The 16,442-nt window shown below is 72.6% G+C and carries 16 protein-coding genes and 2 pseudogenes; 10 read left to right on the top strand and 8 right to left on the bottom strand.

The annotated features are described in order from the left end of the window. Window positions 1-33 precede the first annotated feature (33 nt). Window positions 34-1,050: a ricin-type beta-trefoil lectin domain protein gene (locus ACFXPX_RS11880; protein WP_380640832.1), complete on the top strand. Its 1,017-nt coding sequence runs from the start codon at window positions 34-36 to the stop codon at window positions 1,048-1,050. 79 nt (window positions 1,051-1,129) lie between these two features. On the opposite strand, the gene ACFXPX_RS11885 is transcribed toward ACFXPX_RS11880, so the two are convergent. Continuing rightward, window positions 1,130-1,540: a winged helix-turn-helix transcriptional regulator gene (locus tag ACFXPX_RS11885; protein ID WP_380640834.1), complete on the bottom strand. Its 411-nt coding sequence runs from the start codon at window positions 1,538-1,540 to the stop codon at window positions 1,130-1,132. Between the two features lie 100 nt (window positions 1,541-1,640). On the opposite strand from ACFXPX_RS11885, the gene ACFXPX_RS11890 reads away from it, so the two are divergent. Together ACFXPX_RS11890 and ACFXPX_RS11895 are read left to right on the top strand one after the other, a co-directional pair. Next, on the top strand, window positions 1,641-2,498 hold the full coding sequence (locus ACFXPX_RS11890; RefSeq protein ID WP_380640836.1) for an alpha/beta fold hydrolase: 858 nt from the start codon (window positions 1,641-1,643) through the stop codon (window positions 2,496-2,498). Window positions 2,499-2,713: 215 nt separating this feature from the next. Then, window positions 2,714-2,872 (top strand): hypothetical protein, encoded by a 159-nt coding sequence (locus tag ACFXPX_RS11895; RefSeq protein ID WP_380524504.1) that lies wholly within the window; start codon window positions 2,714-2,716, stop codon window positions 2,870-2,872. 303 nt (window positions 2,873-3,175) lie between these two features. Here ACFXPX_RS11895 and ACFXPX_RS11900 read toward each other — a convergent pair whose 3' ends face one another. Then, on the bottom strand, window positions 3,176-4,366 hold the full coding sequence (locus ACFXPX_RS11900) for an Ig-like domain repeat protein (protein WP_380524505.1): 1,191 nt from the start codon (window positions 4,364-4,366) through the stop codon (window positions 3,176-3,178). Between the two features lie 347 nt (window positions 4,367-4,713). On the opposite strand from ACFXPX_RS11900, the gene ACFXPX_RS11905 reads away from it, so the two are divergent. Continuing rightward, entirely contained in the window at window positions 4,714-4,878 is a 165-nt protein-coding gene (locus tag ACFXPX_RS11905; RefSeq protein WP_380524506.1) for a hypothetical protein, read from the top strand. On the opposite strand, the gene ACFXPX_RS11910 is transcribed toward ACFXPX_RS11905, so the two are convergent. After that, complete coding sequence (locus tag ACFXPX_RS11910; RefSeq protein WP_380524507.1) at window positions 4,865-5,125, bottom strand: zinc-binding dehydrogenase; 261 nt, start codon at window positions 5,123-5,125, stop codon at window positions 4,865-4,867. The genes ACFXPX_RS11905 and ACFXPX_RS11910 overlap by 14 nt on opposite strands. A 205-nt stretch (window positions 5,126-5,330) precedes the next feature. Between ACFXPX_RS11910 and ACFXPX_RS11915 the strand changes: the two are divergent. Continuing rightward, window positions 5,331-5,519: pseudogene (locus ACFXPX_RS11915) on the top strand (recombinase family protein); the annotation flags it as partial. 60 nt (window positions 5,520-5,579) lie between these two features. Here ACFXPX_RS11915 and ACFXPX_RS11920 read toward each other — a convergent pair. Beyond that, window positions 5,580-6,209 carry a winged helix-turn-helix transcriptional regulator gene (locus ACFXPX_RS11920; RefSeq protein ID WP_380524508.1) on the bottom strand — a complete coding sequence of 210 codons (630 nt, stop codon included), beginning with the start codon at window positions 6,207-6,209 and terminating at the stop codon, window positions 5,580-5,582. A gap of 81 nt (window positions 6,210-6,290) precedes the next feature. On the opposite strand from ACFXPX_RS11920, the gene ACFXPX_RS11925 reads away from it, so the two are divergent. From ACFXPX_RS11925 to ACFXPX_RS11935, 3 genes are read left to right on the top strand one after another with little or no spacing between them, the layout of a single operon-like run. Beyond that, entirely contained in the window at window positions 6,291-7,043 is a 753-nt protein-coding gene (locus ACFXPX_RS11925) for an MBL fold metallo-hydrolase (protein WP_380640838.1), read from the top strand. A gap of 23 nt (window positions 7,044-7,066) precedes the next feature. Further along, window positions 7,067-7,711, top strand: a complete 645-nt coding sequence (locus ACFXPX_RS11930; protein WP_380640840.1) for an NAD(P)-dependent oxidoreductase — start codon at window positions 7,067-7,069, stop codon at window positions 7,709-7,711. A 3-nt stretch (window positions 7,712-7,714) separates the two neighbouring features. Then, entirely contained in the window at window positions 7,715-8,938 is a 1,224-nt protein-coding gene (locus ACFXPX_RS11935; RefSeq protein WP_380640842.1) for a multidrug effflux MFS transporter, read from the top strand. 13 nt (window positions 8,939-8,951) lie between these two features. Here the strand turns inward: ACFXPX_RS11935 and ACFXPX_RS11940 are convergent. From ACFXPX_RS11940 to ACFXPX_RS11950, 3 genes and pseudogenes are all read right to left on the bottom strand, one after another. Then, window positions 8,952-9,092: pseudogene (locus tag ACFXPX_RS11940) on the bottom strand (IS5/IS1182 family transposase); the annotation flags it as partial. A 73-nt stretch (window positions 9,093-9,165) separates the two neighbouring features. After that, window positions 9,166-10,203, bottom strand: coding sequence for a tyrosine-type recombinase/integrase (locus tag ACFXPX_RS11945; protein ID WP_380640844.1), 1,038 nt, complete (start codon window positions 10,201-10,203; stop codon window positions 9,166-9,168). Window positions 10,204-10,672: 469 nt separating this feature from the next. Then, on the bottom strand, window positions 10,673-11,644 hold the full coding sequence (locus ACFXPX_RS11950; RefSeq protein ID WP_380640846.1) for a pirin family protein: 972 nt from the start codon (window positions 11,642-11,644) through the stop codon (window positions 10,673-10,675). Between the two features lie 158 nt (window positions 11,645-11,802). Between ACFXPX_RS11950 and ACFXPX_RS11955 the strand changes: the two genes are divergently transcribed. Both ACFXPX_RS11955 and ACFXPX_RS11960 read left to right on the top strand, forming a co-directional pair. Then, complete coding sequence (locus tag ACFXPX_RS11955; RefSeq protein ID WP_380398681.1) at window positions 11,803-12,282, top strand: carboxymuconolactone decarboxylase family protein; 480 nt, start codon at window positions 11,803-11,805, stop codon at window positions 12,280-12,282. Window positions 12,283-12,493: 211 nt separating this feature from the next. Then, window positions 12,494-13,753: a serine hydrolase domain-containing protein gene (locus tag ACFXPX_RS11960; protein ID WP_380640848.1), complete on the top strand. Its 1,260-nt coding sequence runs from the start codon at window positions 12,494-12,496 to the stop codon at window positions 13,751-13,753. Window positions 13,754-13,789: 36 nt separating this feature from the next. On the opposite strand, the gene ACFXPX_RS11965 is transcribed toward ACFXPX_RS11960, so the two are convergent. Beyond that, window positions 13,790-16,420: a CHAT domain-containing protein gene (locus tag ACFXPX_RS11965; RefSeq protein ID WP_380640850.1), complete on the bottom strand. Its 2,631-nt coding sequence runs from the start codon at window positions 16,418-16,420 to the stop codon at window positions 13,790-13,792. Window positions 16,421-16,442: the final 22 nt, after the last annotated feature.

Here is a 16,442-nt window from a genome sequence, read left to right on the forward strand (position 1 = left end):
GTCGCGGCGGTGCTGTGCGCGGCAGTGGGACTCATGGCGTCCCCCGCCGCCGCGCGTGAGGAGAGTGGCACGTCGGTCACGGCGCTGGTCCAGCTGACCTTCGCCAACGTCAGCAACGGGAAGCTGCTGGACATCCAGGACGGCAGCTACGACGACAACGCGGCCGTCTCCGTCAACCCGGCGCCGGGGTCCGCCACGACGTGGCGCATCAACACGAACACGAGCCTCGGCTCGGGCTTCGCCGTCGTCAACACCACCACCGGCAAGTGCGTGGACCTGACCACCGCCCGCTACCAGCTGCGGCAACAGCCCTGCGACGGCCGGGCGTCGGAGCAGTGGTACTTCCAGCCGATCGCCGGATCGGCGCAGAAGGCGTTCAGGATCCGCCAGGTCGGCGACAACTCCTGCCTGACCGTTCAGATACCCCCCGCCTACGACAACTGGGCGTACACCTACCGCTGCGACAACACGCCGTACCAGCAGTGGACGCTGCCCGACGCGGTCTACCAGACGGCGTGGAACATGGCCGTGGACTACGCGGCCGCCCGGTGCAACAAGGACACGGCGACCTGCTCGTGGTCCACGACCAGCCAGACACCGCCGTTCACGCTGCCGGAGGCCTGCGTCTCCCCGATCTGGTTCAACGACACCTCGACCACGATCCCGTGGGAGTTCTCGCTGAGCACCACCACGGGGTGGACCAACACCATCGGCTTCAAGCTCGGCGGAAGCCTGAAAGTCGGCGGCAACATCGGCCTGGCCAACGTCGAGCTGACGATCACCGGTGAGATCAACGGATCGACCACGCTGGACCTCAAGCAGGAGCTGGGCAGCAAGCTGACCGTGAGCGTGCCCCCGCGCCAGTACGGCTGGGTCACGCTGTCCGAGCTGGCCACGAAGGCCACCGGAACCTTCACGTTCGACGCCCAGGGCTTCCCCTGGACCGCCGACGACACCATCACCGTGCCCCTCAAGTACGACACCAACGGCGGCGCGAGCATCTACAGCGCACGGACCAGGCCCACGTTCACCAACTGCGCCGGAACGTAGCAGCGCCCGGTCGGGTGAGGGGGTGTGGTGGCCCAGGCCACCGCACCCCCTCGTCGCGCGGTGTGATCACGCCCGTCGACTATCCCTCGTCGACGTCCGGGTCGACGGCTTCGTTGGCGCGGTCGATCTCGGCCATGTGCTCCTCCGCCCAGGTCCGCAGGCCCGCGAGCACGGCCTCCAGGGACAGCCCGAGTCCGGTGAGCCGGTAGAACACCCGCGGCGGCACGGTCGGTTCGACCCGGCGCGACACCAGCCCGTCGCGGGTCAGGCTCCGCAGTGTCACGGACAGCATCTTCTGCGAGACGCCGGGCATCCGGCGTCTCAACTCCGCGAAGCGCACCTCGTCCGGTGCGGCGTCGGCGAGCGTCTTGACGGTCATGGACGTCCACTTCGTGCCGATGCGGTCCAGCAACTGCCGCGTCGGGCAGAGGGGATCGAACAGGTCGCCGCGTGCCCCGCGACCGACGGCCCGGGCTCCTCGGGTGGTCACCCGTGGCTCACCACCTTCCCTGAAAGTGCCGTCTAGGAAGCGGCCTGACGGTTACCTATCGTTCCGTGGTAACCAATGGTAACCGTCCTGAGGAGCCGTCATGCCCGTCCCCACCGCACACCGACTGCACCGCATCGCGACGAACGGCGTCCACCTCAACGTCGCGATCGCCGGGGACGGGCCCGCGGTCCTCCTGCTGCACGGCTTCCCGCACACCTGGCGACTCTGGAGCGGCACCATGGACCGACTGGCCGGCCGCTACCGGGTCATCGCCCCGGACCTGCGGGGCCTCGGCGCCAGCGAACGCGCCGTCGGGGGTTACGACGCCGGCGCCCTGGCCGCCGACGCCGAGGGGCTGCTCGACGCACTCGGCGAGCCCTCGGCGGCGGTGGTCGCCATCGACGCGGGGACCGCCCCCGCCGTCCTGCTCGCGCTGCGCCGGCCCGACCTCGTCCGGCGCCTGGTCGCGATGGAGGCACTGCTCGGCACCCTGCCCGGAGCCGAACACGCCGTCACGGGCGGTGCCCCGTGGTGGTTCGGCTTCCACGCCGTCCCCGGCCTCGCCGAAACCGTCCTGGCCGGGAACGAGGCGCCGTACGTCGACTGGTTCCTCGACGTGGGGACGCTCGGGCGAGGAGTGCCCGACGACATCCGTGCGTCGTTCGTCCGTGCCTACACCGGCAGCGAGGCCCTCCGCTGCGCGTTCTCCTACTACCGGGCCCTGCCCACCAGCGCGCAGCAGATCCGGGACGCCGCCGCGACGGCTCGGCTGACCATGCCCACCATGGCCGTCGGCTCGCACCCCGTCGGCACCGGGCTCGAACGCCAACTCCGCCCCATCGCCGACGACTTGGTCGGCCACCTGCTCCGGGACTGCGGCCACATCATCCCCCTCGACCGCCCCGACGACCTGTACGCGCTCCTCGATCCCTTCCTCTCCGCCGACCTGCCGAACTGACCGGACCCGAGCCGCGGAGTGCCCTCGTGCGGACCCTCAAGACCCGCGAGCGGATCGATCGGCTCACCGAGCTGCCTGAGCAGTCTCAATCCGGCGTGCGGAGGCTGATGCGCGCCTCCTTGAGCTGCGGATCGCACTGGTTGTCGCGAAGTCTTGACAGTGCGTGATGAGCTGAGAACTCCGGTGCTGTACTCCAGGGACGCGAGGGACACGGCATGCCATGGTTCGACGAGAGCGGACGCCATCAGGGTTTCCCGGCGGCGGTGTTGGCGGACGGCAGCGAGCCGGCGCCGTTGCCGGACGGGCGCACGACCTGGTGGCTCTACAACGGTGCGGACGGCCCGCGGGCCGTCGCGGTGCGGGGCGGTTGGTAGCTGTCGCATTGCCGTGAGCGGTGACTGTGGGGGTTCGGCGTTCCGAGCAGCGCACGCCTTCGGTGATCGTCTGGCCGGGCGGCAGCCGACGAAGTCCAGCAGCCAACCGGCGCTGGCGCGGAGTCGGCCGTCGCTGTCCCGGCGGACGGGGCAGCCGAGGCCGGACCAGCGCGTGGCCTGGGCGTCGGCGGAACTCAAGCCCGGTTCGGTCGGCGCCTGGGACTGTTCGGATCGTTGTCACCTGGGCGCCATAGCGTGGCGCGGGCCCCGCCCCACGGCAGGGCCCGCGCTTCTGCGGCGTTCTCAGGCTGTCACCGTCACCGTGGTGGTCTCGGGGCTGGCGCTGTTGCCCTGGTAGACGGTGTCCCCGCTGTAGACGGCGGTGATGGTGTGGGTGCCGGCGGTGTGGAAGGCGGTGACGGTCCCGGCCGCCGCGCAGGTGCCGAGGGAGAGGAACAGGCGTCCGGTGCCGAGGGTCGTGCCGGTGGTGGTGTCGGTGAACGTGACCGTGCCGGTCGGCCTGGTCGTGGCGCTCGTACTGGCCGGGCAGACGATGTCACTGAGCACGACCGGAGCGCCGACCCGGGTGCGGGAGGGCATCGCGGTCAGGGTCGTCTTCACGGGCTTGCCCGGGGTGGTGTAGCTGATGGTGATGCCCGGGGCGGCGCTGGTGGCGGTGGGGCCGGTGCCGCCGGCGGGGACGAGCGACGAGCCTCCGCCGCCGCCACCCCCGCCGCCGCTCGGACTGATGAAGGGGTTGATGTTGCCGCCGCCGCCTCCGCCGTAGTAGCCGCCCCCGCCGGCACCGCCGGTCAGGGAGGCGCCCGGGCCGCCTCCGGTGCCGCCGGTACCGAGGGTGCCAGTCCCACCGCCGAACACCCCGCCCCCGCCGGTGCCGCCGACCCCGCCCTGGGTGGACGTCCCCGCCCCGCCGCCGTTCCCTCCGTTGCAGGTCGCGTTCGTGCCCGGCTGGCCGGCGTCTCCGCCTGCGCTTCCGGTGCACTGGCCGGCCCAGCCGGCTCCGCCGCCGCCCGCGGCCACGATGAGGCGGGAGTCGGTGGTGGTGAGGGGCGTGGTGCCGGGCTGGGTGCGGACGTCGGAGGCGCCGCCGCCGCCTCCGCCGAAGTGGGTGCTGCCACCGCCGTTGAACCCGCCGGTGCACTGCGCGCTACCGGCGCACTGGGCGCCGCCGGTGGCGGTGGCGCCGACTTCGACGTAGAGGGTCTGTCCACCGGAGAGCCCGGTGAGGGTGCCGGACACCTGGGCGCCCCGGCCGCCGCCGACGCCGTTGTCCTCCACGCCGCCGGCCCCGCCGATCGCCGTGACGTCGACCTGCGTGACACCGCCGGGCACGGAGAACGTCTGCTCGGCGCCGGTGGAGGCGAACGTACAGGTGGTGGTGGGGCCGGACACCGTGCAGGTGCCCTGTGCGTGGGCGGGCGCGGGCAGCGCCAGCGGGGCGACGGCCGCGGCGCAGAACACGGCGGCCGCCATGGCCGCCACCCGGCTCCGACGCCCGGGCGAACCGGCATGGTGCCCGCGCGTTGAGCTCAGCCGGTCGGCGACCTCCGACAGTGGGAACATCACGATCAACTCCAGAAGACGGAAGAGGGTCTCTCGGCGAGGGATCGCCTTCCGTCACTGTCGATCACACGGGCGGGGTCGCGGTCGCCCACCGGGCTGACACACCGCCGGTTCACACCGGCGGCCCCTGGCCGGGCGTTCGGCAGTACCCGAGTCCAACGGGTGCGGGCGGAGGCGGAGGTGGAGGGCCGGGCGCCGGCGACGGCGCTTCCTGGGCGGGGCCGGCCGCCGACGCCGTTCTGTTCGCTCCCGGAACGATGAACAGCATCAACAGCCTCGCGCTCGGCATCACGACCTCCTGGGTCATCGGCTACGCGGCCGAGGCGATCGGCAAGGGCATCCCGCTGACGGTGATGCCGTGCACGAACACGGCGCTCACCGGGCACCCGCAGTTCCCCCGGAGCGTCGCTACGGTTGCGTGAAGCCGGCATGCGGGTGCTGCTCGGTGAAGGAGGGTTCGTCCCGAACGTTCCGGGTCAGGGAGTCGACGACGGCGTCCGCGCCCAACTGGCGGGCGGTGCTGCGCTTCTCCTCGCTGGAGGCCATGGCGACGACCGTCGCGCCCACGTGCTTGGCGAGTTGGACGGCGAGCGAGCCGACACCCCCGGCGGCAGCCGGAATCAGGACGGTGTCGTCGGCCGTCCTCGCTGAGCACGAGTTCGCGGTCACCACCGCCGCCCGCCGCCTCGCCCGGGGCGAAGCGATGATGCAGGAGGTCATCGACGTCATGGACGTCCGCGACCGCATCCACACCCTCGTCGTCTACACCCTGGCCCTGCTCCTCGCCGTCTTCAGCCGCAAGCGGGTGCAGAACATGTTCGACACGCCGCCCGGACGACCGAGGCGGTCGGCGGTCGGTCGCACCCGTACGAACCTGGACACCACCACCCCCGGCGGTCGGCTCGTCTTCCACGCCTTCGCCGCCCTCGCGGAGTTCATCCGCGAACTCATCGTCATCGGCACCGACGAGGGCCTGGCCGCAGCCCGCGCCCGGGGCCGCGTCGGCGGACGTGAACTGCGCGCGGGCGCCGGCCCCCGCCAGCTCGAGGCCCCCGCGAAGTAGCCCAGCACGAGCAAGATCAATCTCAGCGGCACTTCTGTACGGCAACTACTCACACCCGGATCAGCGGGGCAGGATGCGCAGTACTGCCTCGCGTTCGCCGCTGAGCCGCAGGCCTTGCTGTAGTGCGGTGCTCAGGTCGAGGTCGCCGAGCAGGGTTGCGGCCAGCAGGTGCGGCGGTCCGGTCAGGGACGCGGTGGGGTGGTCGACCCGGCCGGCGTGGGTGTGCACCGAGCCGTCCTTGACTTCGATGACCAGGTCTTCGTTGCCGTCGGCGTGCAGTTGCAGGGCGATTGCCGGCTGGTCGGGGCGGTGGTCGGTCAGTGCCCGGGCGGGCATGTCCAGCCAGTGGGTGCGGAAGGTGTCGCTGCCGCCCGGCTCACGCAGCAGCGGCACGCCCCACCGGCTCAGCTCCTGCAGCACCGGCTCCAGCGCGCGGCCACGCTCGGTGAGGGAGAACAGGGTGGTGGCCACCGGCGGCGGGGCGGCCTTGCGGTGGATCAGGCCGGCTTCCTCCAGTTCGCGGAGCCGGTCGACCAGCAGATTACTGGCGATCCCGGGCAGGCCGTTGCGCAGGTCGGTGTGCCGGCACGGACCCAGGGCGAGCAGTTCACGGACGATCAGCAGGGTCCACCGGTCGCCGATGGTGTCCAGTGCTTTCGCGATGCCGCAGTACTGCCCGTAGGTGCGCATGCCACCACCCTACATCGTGGTGTTGAGATCCAAAACTCCCTTGTTGACTTTCTCAACAACGTAGGTCTAGCGTCGCTGCCCATGACCACCACTCTTTCCGTGCGTCGGCTGGCCTGGGCCGGCGTCGAGATCCGTCTCGGCGACACCCGCCTGCTGATCGACCCGCTCGAGAACGTCGCTCCGCTGGCGCCGGTGATGGGACCGCCGCACCGGCCGGTCGACCCGGTCGACACCCCGCCCGGCACCCACGCCCTCATCACCCACCTGCATCCCGACCACTACGACCACGACCTGATCGCCCGGATCGCGGCCACCGGCACGATCGGCTGCCACACCCCGAGCGCGGCGGCGCTGCACGAGGCGGGCATCACCCCCGTTGCCCAGGACCTGGGCCGGTCACGCCGCATCGGAGAGCTGACCGTCACCCCGGTGACCTCGCTGGACTGGCGCGGCAACGACTGCGACCAGGTCGCCTGGGTCGTCGAAGGCGCCGGTCGGCGGATCATCCACTGCGGCGACACCCAGTGGCACGGCAGCTGGTGGCAGATCGCCCGCGACCACGGCCCGTTCGACGTCGCGTTCGTCCCGGTCAACGGCGTCATCGCCCACTTCGAGGGCTACGCGGCCAACGTCCCGGCGACCATGACCCCCGAGCAGGGCGTCGAGGCCGCCGTCGCACTCGGCGCCGGCACCGTCTGCGCCATGCACTACGGCCTGTTCCACAACCCGCCGTTCTACACCGAACAACCCGACATCGAGCAGCGCTTCCGGCACGCCGCCGCCGAGCGCGGCATCACCGCGGCCGTCATCGCCGACGGCCGGCCCGTCCTGTGACCATCGGAAACAAGGAGCAACACATGAGGATCGTCCTGTTCGGTGCCAGCGGCAACATCGGCCGGCCCACCACCGAGGAACTCCTGCGTCGCGGCCACACCGTCACCGCGGTCACTCGAGCCGGCCACGTCGACGGACTCGAGCACGAGGCCCTGACCGTGACCACCGGTGACGTCACGGACGCCGCCGCGGTCGCCGGCCTCGCCGCCTCCCACGACGCCGTACTGTCGGCCGTCGGCCCCCGGATCGGCCAGGAGAACGACCGCGCCACGATCGTCGGAGCCGCCCGTGCGCTGATCGACGGACTCCGCCGAGCCGGCGTCACCCGCCTGGTCACCATCGGCGGTGCCGGCAGCCTGCGCACGCCGACCGGCGCCCGGGTCATGGACGACCCGGACTTCCCCGCGCTGTGGAAGGCCAACGCCGAGGCCCAGTCCGAAGCGCTCGACCTCTACCGCGGCGTGCACGACCTCGACTGGACGTACGTGTCGCCCGCCGCGGTCATCGCAGCGGGCGAGCGGACCGGGGCCTACCGCAGCGCCGGGGACACCCTGCTCACCGACGACGACGGCAACAGCCGCATCTCGTACGCCGACTACGCGATCGCCTTGGCCGACACGATCGAGAGCGGCACCGCGATCCGCCGCCGCATCACCGTGGCGTACTGAGCCATGAGCAACGACGCCGCCGGCCGGCACACCCGATCCATCGTCCTGCTCGCAGCGCTCGCGGCCCTGGGACCACTGTCCATCGACGGCTACCTGCCCGGACTGCCGGAACTCGCCGGCGACCTGCGCGCCGGCGCCGCGGCCACCCAGCTCACCATCACCGCCTGTCTGGCCGGGCTGGCCATCGGGCAGCTGATCGCCGGGCCGCTGAGCGACACCTACGGCCGGCGGCGTCCGTTGCTGGCGGGCCTCGCCCTCTACACGATCGCCAGCGCGCTCTGCGCGGTGGCACCCGACGTCCGGACCTTCGTCGGCCTGCGCCTGGTCCAGGGCATCGGCGGGGGGTTCGGCATCGTCATCGCCAACGCCATGGTCCGCGACCGCACCTCCGGAACCCGCACCGCACGTCTCTTCTCCGCACTGACCTTGATCACCGGCCTGGCGCCCGTGTTCGCGCCGGTCCTCGGCGGCCAGCTACTGCGCGTCACGGCCTGGCCCGGAATCTTCGTGGCCCTGGCCGTACTCGGCGCCGTGATGCTGGCGGCCTCCGCCGCAGGACTGCCGCAGACCCGCCCCTCCGCGTCACGCCAGCCGCTGCCGGCTGTCGTCGGGCAACTGCTCAGCGACCGGGTCTTCACCGGGTACGTCCTGGCCAACGGCCTGGTCTTCGCGGCGATGTTCGCCTACATCTCCGGCTCGCCGTTCGTCCTGCAGGAAATCCACGGCCTGTCACCGCAGCAGTACAGCGCCGTGTTCGCCGTCAACGCCGCCGGACTCATTGCGGCCGCCCGGATCAGCGGCCGGCTGGTGGCCCGGGCCGGCGCCCGCGTGCTGCTGCTCGCCGGTCTGCTGGGCGCGACAGCCGGTGGCACCACGGTCCTGGGCGCGGTGCTGACACGGGCACCCCTGCCCGTGCTCCTGATCGGCCTGTTCGTCCTGGTCTCCAGCGTGGGCCTGGTCATGCCGAACGCCGCGGCCCAGGCCCTGGCCGACCACGGCGGACACGCCGGGTCGGCCGCCGCTCTGCTCGGCTTCAGCCAGTTCATGATCGGCGGGGCACTTGCTCCGCTGGCCGGCGCGGGTGGCGCCACCGACGCCTTGCCGATGGGAATCATCGTCGCCGTGCTGCCGGCGCTCGCTCTGCTCACACTCGGCGTCCTCACCCGGTCGATGCCCGGTGAGCGCACTCGCAGGCCGGCTCGCCAAGGACCCGCCGGACACCGGTGACCGCACCGGCACCCACGCGGATCTTCTCCATGACCGGCTCGAACTGGGTGCAGTCCGCCCGCTGTCCGGGTGTGACCAGCAGCGACAGCGGGCGGCAACGGCCATCCGCGCTCAGGTGGACCTTGGTGGTGAAGCCGCCGCGCGAGCGGCCCAGGCCCTCACCCGGAGCACCACCTCCTCCAGATGGCCTGCCAGGCCCGTCCACGCCGGATCGATCCGATGTTCCGTCACGGTCGGCGCGGTGGGCTCAGCCGGCGGTGATGATGCGGCAGACGTCGCCCTCGGTGCGGGTCGCAGGGTCGGCCGGGGGACGCGGGGCGGGTCAGTCCCTCGGGGCCGGCCGGTTCGAGTTCGATGGCGCGGCGCAGCTGTTCCATGCGTTGGGGCAGGGGGTGCCAGCCGGGTTCCGCGGCCATCTCGGTGTTGAGGTCGTGGATCGCGCGGGCGTAGGCGCGGGCGAGGCCCCGGAAGTGCAGGGGCAGGCCGGGGCGGGGGTGGCCGCTGGGGGCGATGCTCACCCACAGGGCGTCGGTGGTCTCGTTGCCCGGGCCGAGGGGTTGGGTGGTGTCGCGTGCGACGAGGTGGCTGCGGACGGTGAGCCAGTGGCGCATCGCGGCCCGCGTGGGGCGGGACAGGCCGACCGTCTCGGTGGCGGGCGTGGTGTGCGGGTTGCGGTGCTGGGGGAGGCGGGTGAGGCGGATCGTGCCGCGGTGCAGGTCGACGTCGTCCGTGCGCAGGGCGCAGAGTTCGCCGGCGCGGCAGCCGGTGTCCAGCACGGTGCCGATGATCGCGAGGATCCGGCTGCGGGAGTCGGACCGGTCGGGGCGGGCTGAGTGTTCCAGGTGGCCGAGCAGGATGCTGCGCGGGCGGGCGGTGACCACGGGCCGGAGCTCGACCGGCGGCGGGTTGCGGTCCGGGAGTATGACGGTGATGCCGGCCAGGGCGCCGAGGATGCGGAGGCAGTCCTCGCGGACGCGCATGGACGCGGGTGAGGCCTGGCCCGGTCGTGCGGCGGGCTTGCGCCGCAGCAGGCCATGCTCGGCGGCTGTGAGGTAGTCGGCGAGGGTGTCCGGCGCGAGGAGCAGGGCGAGTGAGCCGGTGGCCATGGGCGCGATCGCTCCGCGCTCCAGGGCGGTGCGCAGTTCGCCGGCGACCCAGCGCAGTTGCTTCGCCCGAGACCTGCCGGTCGGCGGTTCGCAGGCACGCTCGACGAGGGTGTCCAGCGCCTCGACGCAGGGTGCTGCTGTCGTCGGGGCGTCCGCCATGAGGTCACCCTAGTGCCGGGTCGGGGTGGGTCGGCGGGCTCTTGGCGGTAGAGGGGGGGTGGGAATGTCCCGCAGAGACCGGGTCTAATAACTGGCTTGAAGCAAGATCGTCAGTTACCAAGCGGACGTGACGGTGGCCGTCTTCTCCGGCCCACGCCGCTGCGGTGGTGACCGTCCTTCGGCAACTGGCGAGGGGGCCGTGGCAGGGCGTCCGCCGGTTCTCGCGGCGGAACCCGACGATGACGTCCCGGGCGCTGTGACTGCCCCGGTCGCTTCTGATGAACAGTCAGCAAACTCAGCATTGAGTCAGCATTGGTCCTGTCAGGCCCTGTCGCGGATGGTCGAACGGTGTCACGCGTCGAGTGCCGAGCCGAGTGTCGACAGGAGCGCTTCAAGGTGAGCGCAGGGGACTCCGGCGCGGGGGTGCGGTGGACTTGTTCGCCGCACCCCCGATTGCCTAACGCGTAGGTCAGCGGGTGCGTCCCCGGGGCTTGAGGGGGGTTCCCGGGAGCTCCGGGGCGGGCAGGCGGTCGCCCGGGTAGCCGTGGACCTCGCCAAAGCGGGCAGGGTCCGCGGAGCTCATCCACTCCTCGCGGGCTCGGGCGATGTCTTCGTGAGAGCGGCCGATGAAGTTCCACCACATGACGATCTCCTCCTCGAAGGGCTCGCCGCCGATGAGGACGAGGCGGGCCGGGGCGTCGGCGGTGTTGGTGAGGGTCAGGGTGGTGGCGCCGGGGGCGAGGTAGCCGAGGTCGCCCGGGTGGAGGGCGGTGGTGGCGAGGTGGACCTCGCCGTGGTCGACGAGGACGCCGTGCTCGAAGGCCGGGTCGACGGCCAGGGTGACGGTGGCGTGCGGGGCGAGGGTGAGTTCGGCGCCGAGCAGCGGGGTGAAGGTGGGGACGGGGGCGGTGCGCCCGGCCAGGGTGCCGAGGAAGACGCGGACCTCGGCGCCGTCCAGGGTGACGGGTTCGGGGACGTGGTGGTGGAAGTCCCGTGCCGTGTCGCGGTGTTCGTCGGGCAGCACGACCCAGAGCTGGACGCCGTGCAGCACGGTGGTCGCGGGGGTGGAGACCTCGGAGTGGCAGATGCCGTGGCCGGAGGTCATCAGGTTGAGCTCGCCCGGGCGGACGAAGGCGTGGACGCCGAGGCTGTCCCGGTGCTCGATCTCGCCGGTGAAGAGCCAGCTGACGGTCTGCAGGCCGGTGTGGGGGTGCGGGGCGACGTCCATGCCGCCGGTGTCGGCGACGTCGTCCGGTCCGTAGTGGTCGACGAAGCACCAGGCGCCGATCAGTCGGCGGGAGCGGTGCGGCAGGGTGCGGCGGACGGTCATCGCGCGCGGTCCGCCGAGCGGGACGTCCCGGGGGGACAGCACCTCGACGTACGGGTCCTGCTGGTCCTGCGGCACGGCGGCGGGGCGCGGCTCGGTCTCGGCGGTGCTCACGGCGGTGGTCCCTCCCTGGACGGTGTCGACCGGCGGTGCCGCCGGGCGACGTCGACTACTGGATAGTTCTAGATTCAACTATTATGGCATGGCAGAGTGTCGAACGGCAGCGGGCCAATGATCGCAGTGGGAGTCGAGGAGTCCAGGTGAGTGCTGACATGACGGTGGTTCCGGCGGAGCGGCGGGTGTTCATCGACAAGCAGAGCCCCAAGGCCTACAAGGCGCTGCTCGCCGCCGCCGAGGCGGCCAAGGAGGTCGCGGCCGAGGCCGGGCTGGACCGGCGGCTGGTGGAACTGGTCAACCTGCGGGTCTCCCAGATCAACGGCTGCGCCTACTGCCTGCACGTGCACACCCGGGCCGCCCTGCGCGAGGGCGAGACCACCCAGCGCCTGGGCGTGCTCCCGGCCTGGCGGGACACCGAGCTGTTCACCGCCCGGGAGCGCGCGGCGCTGGCGTTGGCGGAGGCGACCACGAACCCGGCGGACGCGGCCCTCCAGGCGGCCGCGTACGGCCTGGCGCGGGAGGTGTTCACCGAAGAGGAGCTCTCGGCGGCGATCTGGGTGGCGATCACGATCAACTCCTTCAACCGGGTGTCGATCATGAGCAAGCACCCGGTCCGGCCGATGCCGGGGCTCTGACCCCGCGCGGGTCCGGTCCGGTCCGGTCCGGTCTGGTCCGGGGCAAGGGCAGGGGCAGGGGCAGGGGCCGGTCGGCTCCTCCGTTCGGCGTAGTGTCTACGTTGGTGGGAGTACGACCGGTTCCTCCCGGTGGAGGATGACGGATCATCACGTCAGCGGCGAGGCTGTGGACTCGGAGGCGGGCGGGGCCCGCCGTGGACGAGGGGGTCGCATGGCACGTCGTACGGGTTCCTTGACGGTGGTGGCGGCGGCGGTCTGCCTGGCGCTGGCCGGGCCGGTGGTTTCGGCGGGCGCCGCCGAGCCGCCCGCTGCCGTCGCGGCCGTCGCGGCCGAGAATGCCGCGCGGACGGCGAACGCGGCGCGGACGGCGGCGCTGAGGGCGGTGACCGACGCGGGCGCGGCCGCGGCCATCGCCGAGGTCCGCGACGAGAACGGGGTCTGGCGCGCGGGTACGGGCGTCGCCGACCTCGCGACCGGCGCCCCGGTGCGGGTGGACGGCCGGTTCCGCGCCGGGAGCATCACCAAGACCTTCACCGCCACCACCGTGCTGCAACTGGTGGGGGAAGGCCGGCTCGGCCTGGACGACCCGGTCGAGCGCCACCTGCCGGGGCTCGTCCCGAACGGCGGGCGGATCACCGTCCGTCAGCTGCTCAACCACAGCTCCGGCCTGTGGGATCCGACCAACGAGCCGGGCGGGTTGTTCCCGCACACCACGGACCCGGTCGAGATCCGGAACTGGCTCGACCAGGGCGGGCTGACCCGCAGCATCACCCCGGCCCAGGTGGTGGCCGCCTCGGTGGCGCACGCGCCCAACTTCCCGCCGGGGGCCAGGTTCAGCTACTCCAACGTCAACTACACCCTGCTCGGCATGATCATCGAACGGGCGACCGGCCGCAGCTATGCCCAGGAGATCACCGCGCGCATCCTGCGGCCGCTCGGGATGACTGCGACGTACTTCCCCGGCACGGCCACCGACATCCGGGGCCCGCACGCCCACGGCTACTGGACGCTCACCGAGGGCCCGGCCCCGGAGGACCGCAGCGACCGGGACGTCACGGTGGAGAGCGTCACCTGGGCGAACTCCGCGGGCGAGCTGATATCCACCCTGTCCGACCTGAACCGCTTCCACCGTGCCTTGCTGGGTGGGCGGTTGCTGTCGCCCGAGCTGATGCGGCAGATGACGACCACCATCCCGGCGCAGTCCGGCAACGTGCCCGTGACCCTGTCGTACGGTCTGGGGCTGGCCCGGCTGGAACTGTCCTGCGGGCCGGTGTACGGGCACGACGGCGGGATGCCCGGGTTCTCCTCCCAGTTGTGGAGCAAGGGGGATCGGCAGGTCGCGATGTCCGTGACGTCCAGGGGTGACCAGGCGCAGGCGGTGCAGCAGCTCCTCGCGCAGGGCGGCTTCCTGGAGGAGGCCTTCTGCGGCAAGCACCAGGGCGGGGGTGAGGTCCGGCCGAAGCTCGGCTGAGTCGGCCCCGGCTGCCGAGTCGACCGCTGCGCTCCCTCACCACGGAAGCGGCCCGGGGTCGCCGAAGAGCGCGAAGGGTGCCCATGCGACGGGCTCCGGGAAGCGGCGCCGCACGGCCTGTTGGGCTCGGCGCAGCGCCGCGGTCCTGGAGGCCCCGCGACGCAGCGCGCGGTAGAACTCGCACATCAGCTGCACCGTCGGCTCACTGGGAACGTCCCAGACGCTCACCAGGACGGACCGGGCGCCGGCGATCTCGAAGGTGCGGCGAAGGCCGAACACGCCCTCGCCCGGATGATAGGAGCCGAGGCCGGTGACACAGGCGGAGAGCACGACCAACTCGGTGCCGAGCAGGTCGAGGTCGTAGACGTCGGAGGCGGTGAGGACTCCGGGGCCCAGGCCGTCGGCCGGCTCCTGTCCGGCGAGGAAGGTGTTCGCGCCCGCCAGGGCCAGGCCGGTGCAGAGGAGCGGGTCCACGGCAGGGCCCGGGGTTTGCGCCGAGTCGGGGGTGCGTGCCGGGTCGGGAGGCGGGGCGCCCGGCGGGCTGGGCGCGCGGCCAGGGTCCGGCCGTCGGGCGCCGGTCGGGCGCAGGGGCTCGGCCAGGGCGTAGCCGTGCGTCGCCAGGTGGAGGACCAGCGGACTCCGGGCCGTGCGCAGTCGGGATGTCGAGGCGTCCGGGCCGGTGTACAGCTCGGCGCCGATGTGGTCGGCGATCCACCGCCCCTCGGCCCCGGTCTCCGGCAGTGGTGCGAACGGGCCTCCGTCGAGGGCGGTGCCGCCGGCCTCGTAGTCGATGTCGGCGAACACGACCGGCGGCGCCGGGCGGGGCCCGTACCGGCCGCGCAGCAGGTCCCGGCCGGTGGTCAGGAAGCCGATCTCGAACGTGTCGAGCAGTCGGCTGCCGTCGGGCGAGGGGAGGGCGGCGAAGGGGAGGAGGTTGAGGCTCCCGTCCGGCGAGATGAGCAGTCGGTCGACTCCGGTCAGGGCGGCGTCGATCCGCCGGATCAGCACCCGGTGGAGCTCCAGGCCCAGCGCCCGTTCCCCGGTGTCCTGGTGTCGGAGGAACTCACGCCACTGCCGGACGCCCTCGTCCAGTGCGTCGGCGGTGCCGTGGGTGAAGAGCTGCGGCGGCGAGCCCGGGGTGAACACCAGGCTCAGTACGGCGGCTTCGTCGCCCAGCTCCGCCCGGTAGTACTCGACGAGTGCGGTACCGGGCGGGAGGGCGGCGGTCACCGCCTGCCAGGTCGGCAGGGCCGCCGGGGTACCGCCGAGGTCGGTGTCGGGGTTGGGGCCGGTGCCGGGGCCGGGGCCGGGGTGGGAGAGCCGGTCGGCGAGGAGCATCTCCAGCCGGCCCTGCCGGGCCCGGAGGTCGTGGACGTGCCGGTCCGGGTGCGGCCGGAGGGGCTCGCCGTCGAGCGCCAGGCGCCGCAACTCGTGCCGAACGGTGCGGAGTTCGGTGGCGACGGCCGCGATCCCGGGCTCGGGGCCGTTGGACAGCATCGCGTGGTCGCGGGCCACGGCCTCCGCGACGACGGCCTTGCGCCGCAGGACGGCGTTCGCCAGGAGCTCCAGCAGCTCCGCGCCGGGCTCGAAGCCGGTGGCGGCGAGCAGGACGACGACGAAGGCGTCCAGTCTGCCGAGGAGGGTCCGTGCGTAGGCCAGGCGCTGCACCTCGGAGGAGGCGGCGAAGACCTCGAGCAGGTGGGCGTCCTCGATGTCGAGCTGCTCCCGCACCAGGGCGGCGGCCTCGCCGAGCCGCCCGGTTTCGAGGCAGAGCATCCCGAGGCTGAACAGTGAGTCGGTCATCGCCACGCGGTTGGGGTCCGCCAGTTCGCGCCGGCGGGTGATCACGGCGCGGTAGAGCTGTTCCGCCTGGTCCCGCTCGTCCAGGGCGTGGTGCACCAGGGCGAGGAGGTCGAAGGTGTTGAGCTGCTCCTCGGTGGCCGTCGCCGGGGCGAGGTGCGCCGCGGCGGCCCGGGCGTACGCCAACGCCCGGGTGAGGCGTCCTTGGTGGCGGCACCGTTGCCCGATGCTGGTCCGCAGCGAACGCAGCAGTTCCGGTGTGGTCTCCGGGTCGTCGGCGGCCGCCGTGAGTGCCGCGTCCAGGTGCTCGTCCGGGACGTCCAGGCCGTACCGTGCGGTGGCGACCAGGGCCACCGCCGTCCTGAGCGGGGACCGGCGGGGGCGGGCCCGGGCCACATCGGCGGCCCGGAGAGCCAGTTCGAGAGCCCGGGCGAGGTTGCCCAGGCGGTCCTCCTCGGAGGCCTGTTCGATCAGCGTGCGGAAGGTGACATCGGGGTCGTCCGGTTCTCCACCGGCCTGCGGCCGGGCGTCGTGCGCGAGTTCGAGGAGCATCCGGCGGCTCGGGGACCGCCCCTCCTCCTGTTCCAGGGCCGCGAAGTTGCGCAACACGGCGGCGGAGGGCGCCATGCCTGCCGCCGCATCCCGCAGTTCCCGGTAGATCGACCGGGCGACGGCGGGGTCGCCGTGGAGCTGGTGGTAGGCGGCGAGGTTGCCGCGCGCCTCGGCGAGGTGTGCGGCGGCCTCGGGGCCGGCCGCGGTGAGGAGTTCGACGGCTTCGGTCAGGACGGCCTCGGCGCGCGGATCGCCGTCGAGGGCCAACAGCTTGCCCAGGTTGGCGAGGGTGATCCCCAGGTCGATGTCCGGCATCCGCGGGTCACACCGTGCCTCT

The organism is Kitasatospora sp. NPDC059146 (genome assembly GCF_042786665.1).
Lineage (GTDB): Bacteria > Actinomycetota > Actinomycetes > Streptomycetales > Streptomycetaceae > Kitasatospora.

Bases quoted from the DNA above. Each gene is read 5' to 3' on its own strand.
- ACFXPX_RS11895 (WP_380524504.1), top strand. From the start codon at position 2,714: ATGCCATGGTTCGACGAGAGCGGACGCCATCAGGGTTTCCCGGCGGCG.
- ACFXPX_RS11945 (WP_380640844.1), bottom strand. From the start codon at position 10,203: ATGGCGGACGCCCCGACGACAGCAGCACCCTGCGTCGAGGCGCTGGAC.
- ACFXPX_RS11880 (WP_380640832.1), top strand. From the start codon at position 34: ATGGCGTCCCCCGCCGCCGCGCGTGAGGAGAGTGGCACGTCGGTCACG.
- ACFXPX_RS11890 (WP_380640836.1), top strand. From the start codon at position 1,641: ATGCCCGTCCCCACCGCACACCGACTGCACCGCATCGCGACGAACGGC.
- ACFXPX_RS11965 (WP_380640850.1), bottom strand. From the start codon at position 16,420: ATGCCGGACATCGACCTGGGGATCACCCTCGCCAACCTGGGCAAGCTG.
- ACFXPX_RS11935 (WP_380640842.1), top strand. From the start codon at position 7,715: ATGAGCAACGACGCCGCCGGCCGGCACACCCGATCCATCGTCCTGCTC.
- ACFXPX_RS11905 (WP_380524506.1), top strand. From the start codon at position 4,714: ATGAACAGCATCAACAGCCTCGCGCTCGGCATCACGACCTCCTGGGTC.
- ACFXPX_RS11925 (WP_380640838.1), top strand. From the start codon at position 6,291: ATGACCACCACTCTTTCCGTGCGTCGGCTGGCCTGGGCCGGCGTCGAG.
- ACFXPX_RS11955 (WP_380398681.1), top strand. From the start codon at position 11,803: ATGACGGTGGTTCCGGCGGAGCGGCGGGTGTTCATCGACAAGCAGAGC.
- ACFXPX_RS11960 (WP_380640848.1), top strand. From the start codon at position 12,494: ATGGCACGTCGTACGGGTTCCTTGACGGTGGTGGCGGCGGCGGTCTGC.
- ACFXPX_RS11920 (WP_380524508.1), bottom strand. From the start codon at position 6,209: ATGCGCACCTACGGGCAGTACTGCGGCATCGCGAAAGCACTGGACACC.
- ACFXPX_RS11930 (WP_380640840.1), top strand. From the start codon at position 7,067: ATGAGGATCGTCCTGTTCGGTGCCAGCGGCAACATCGGCCGGCCCACC.
- ACFXPX_RS11900 (WP_380524505.1), bottom strand. From the start codon at position 4,366: ATGGCGGCCGCCGTGTTCTGCGCCGCGGCCGTCGCCCCGCTGGCGCTG.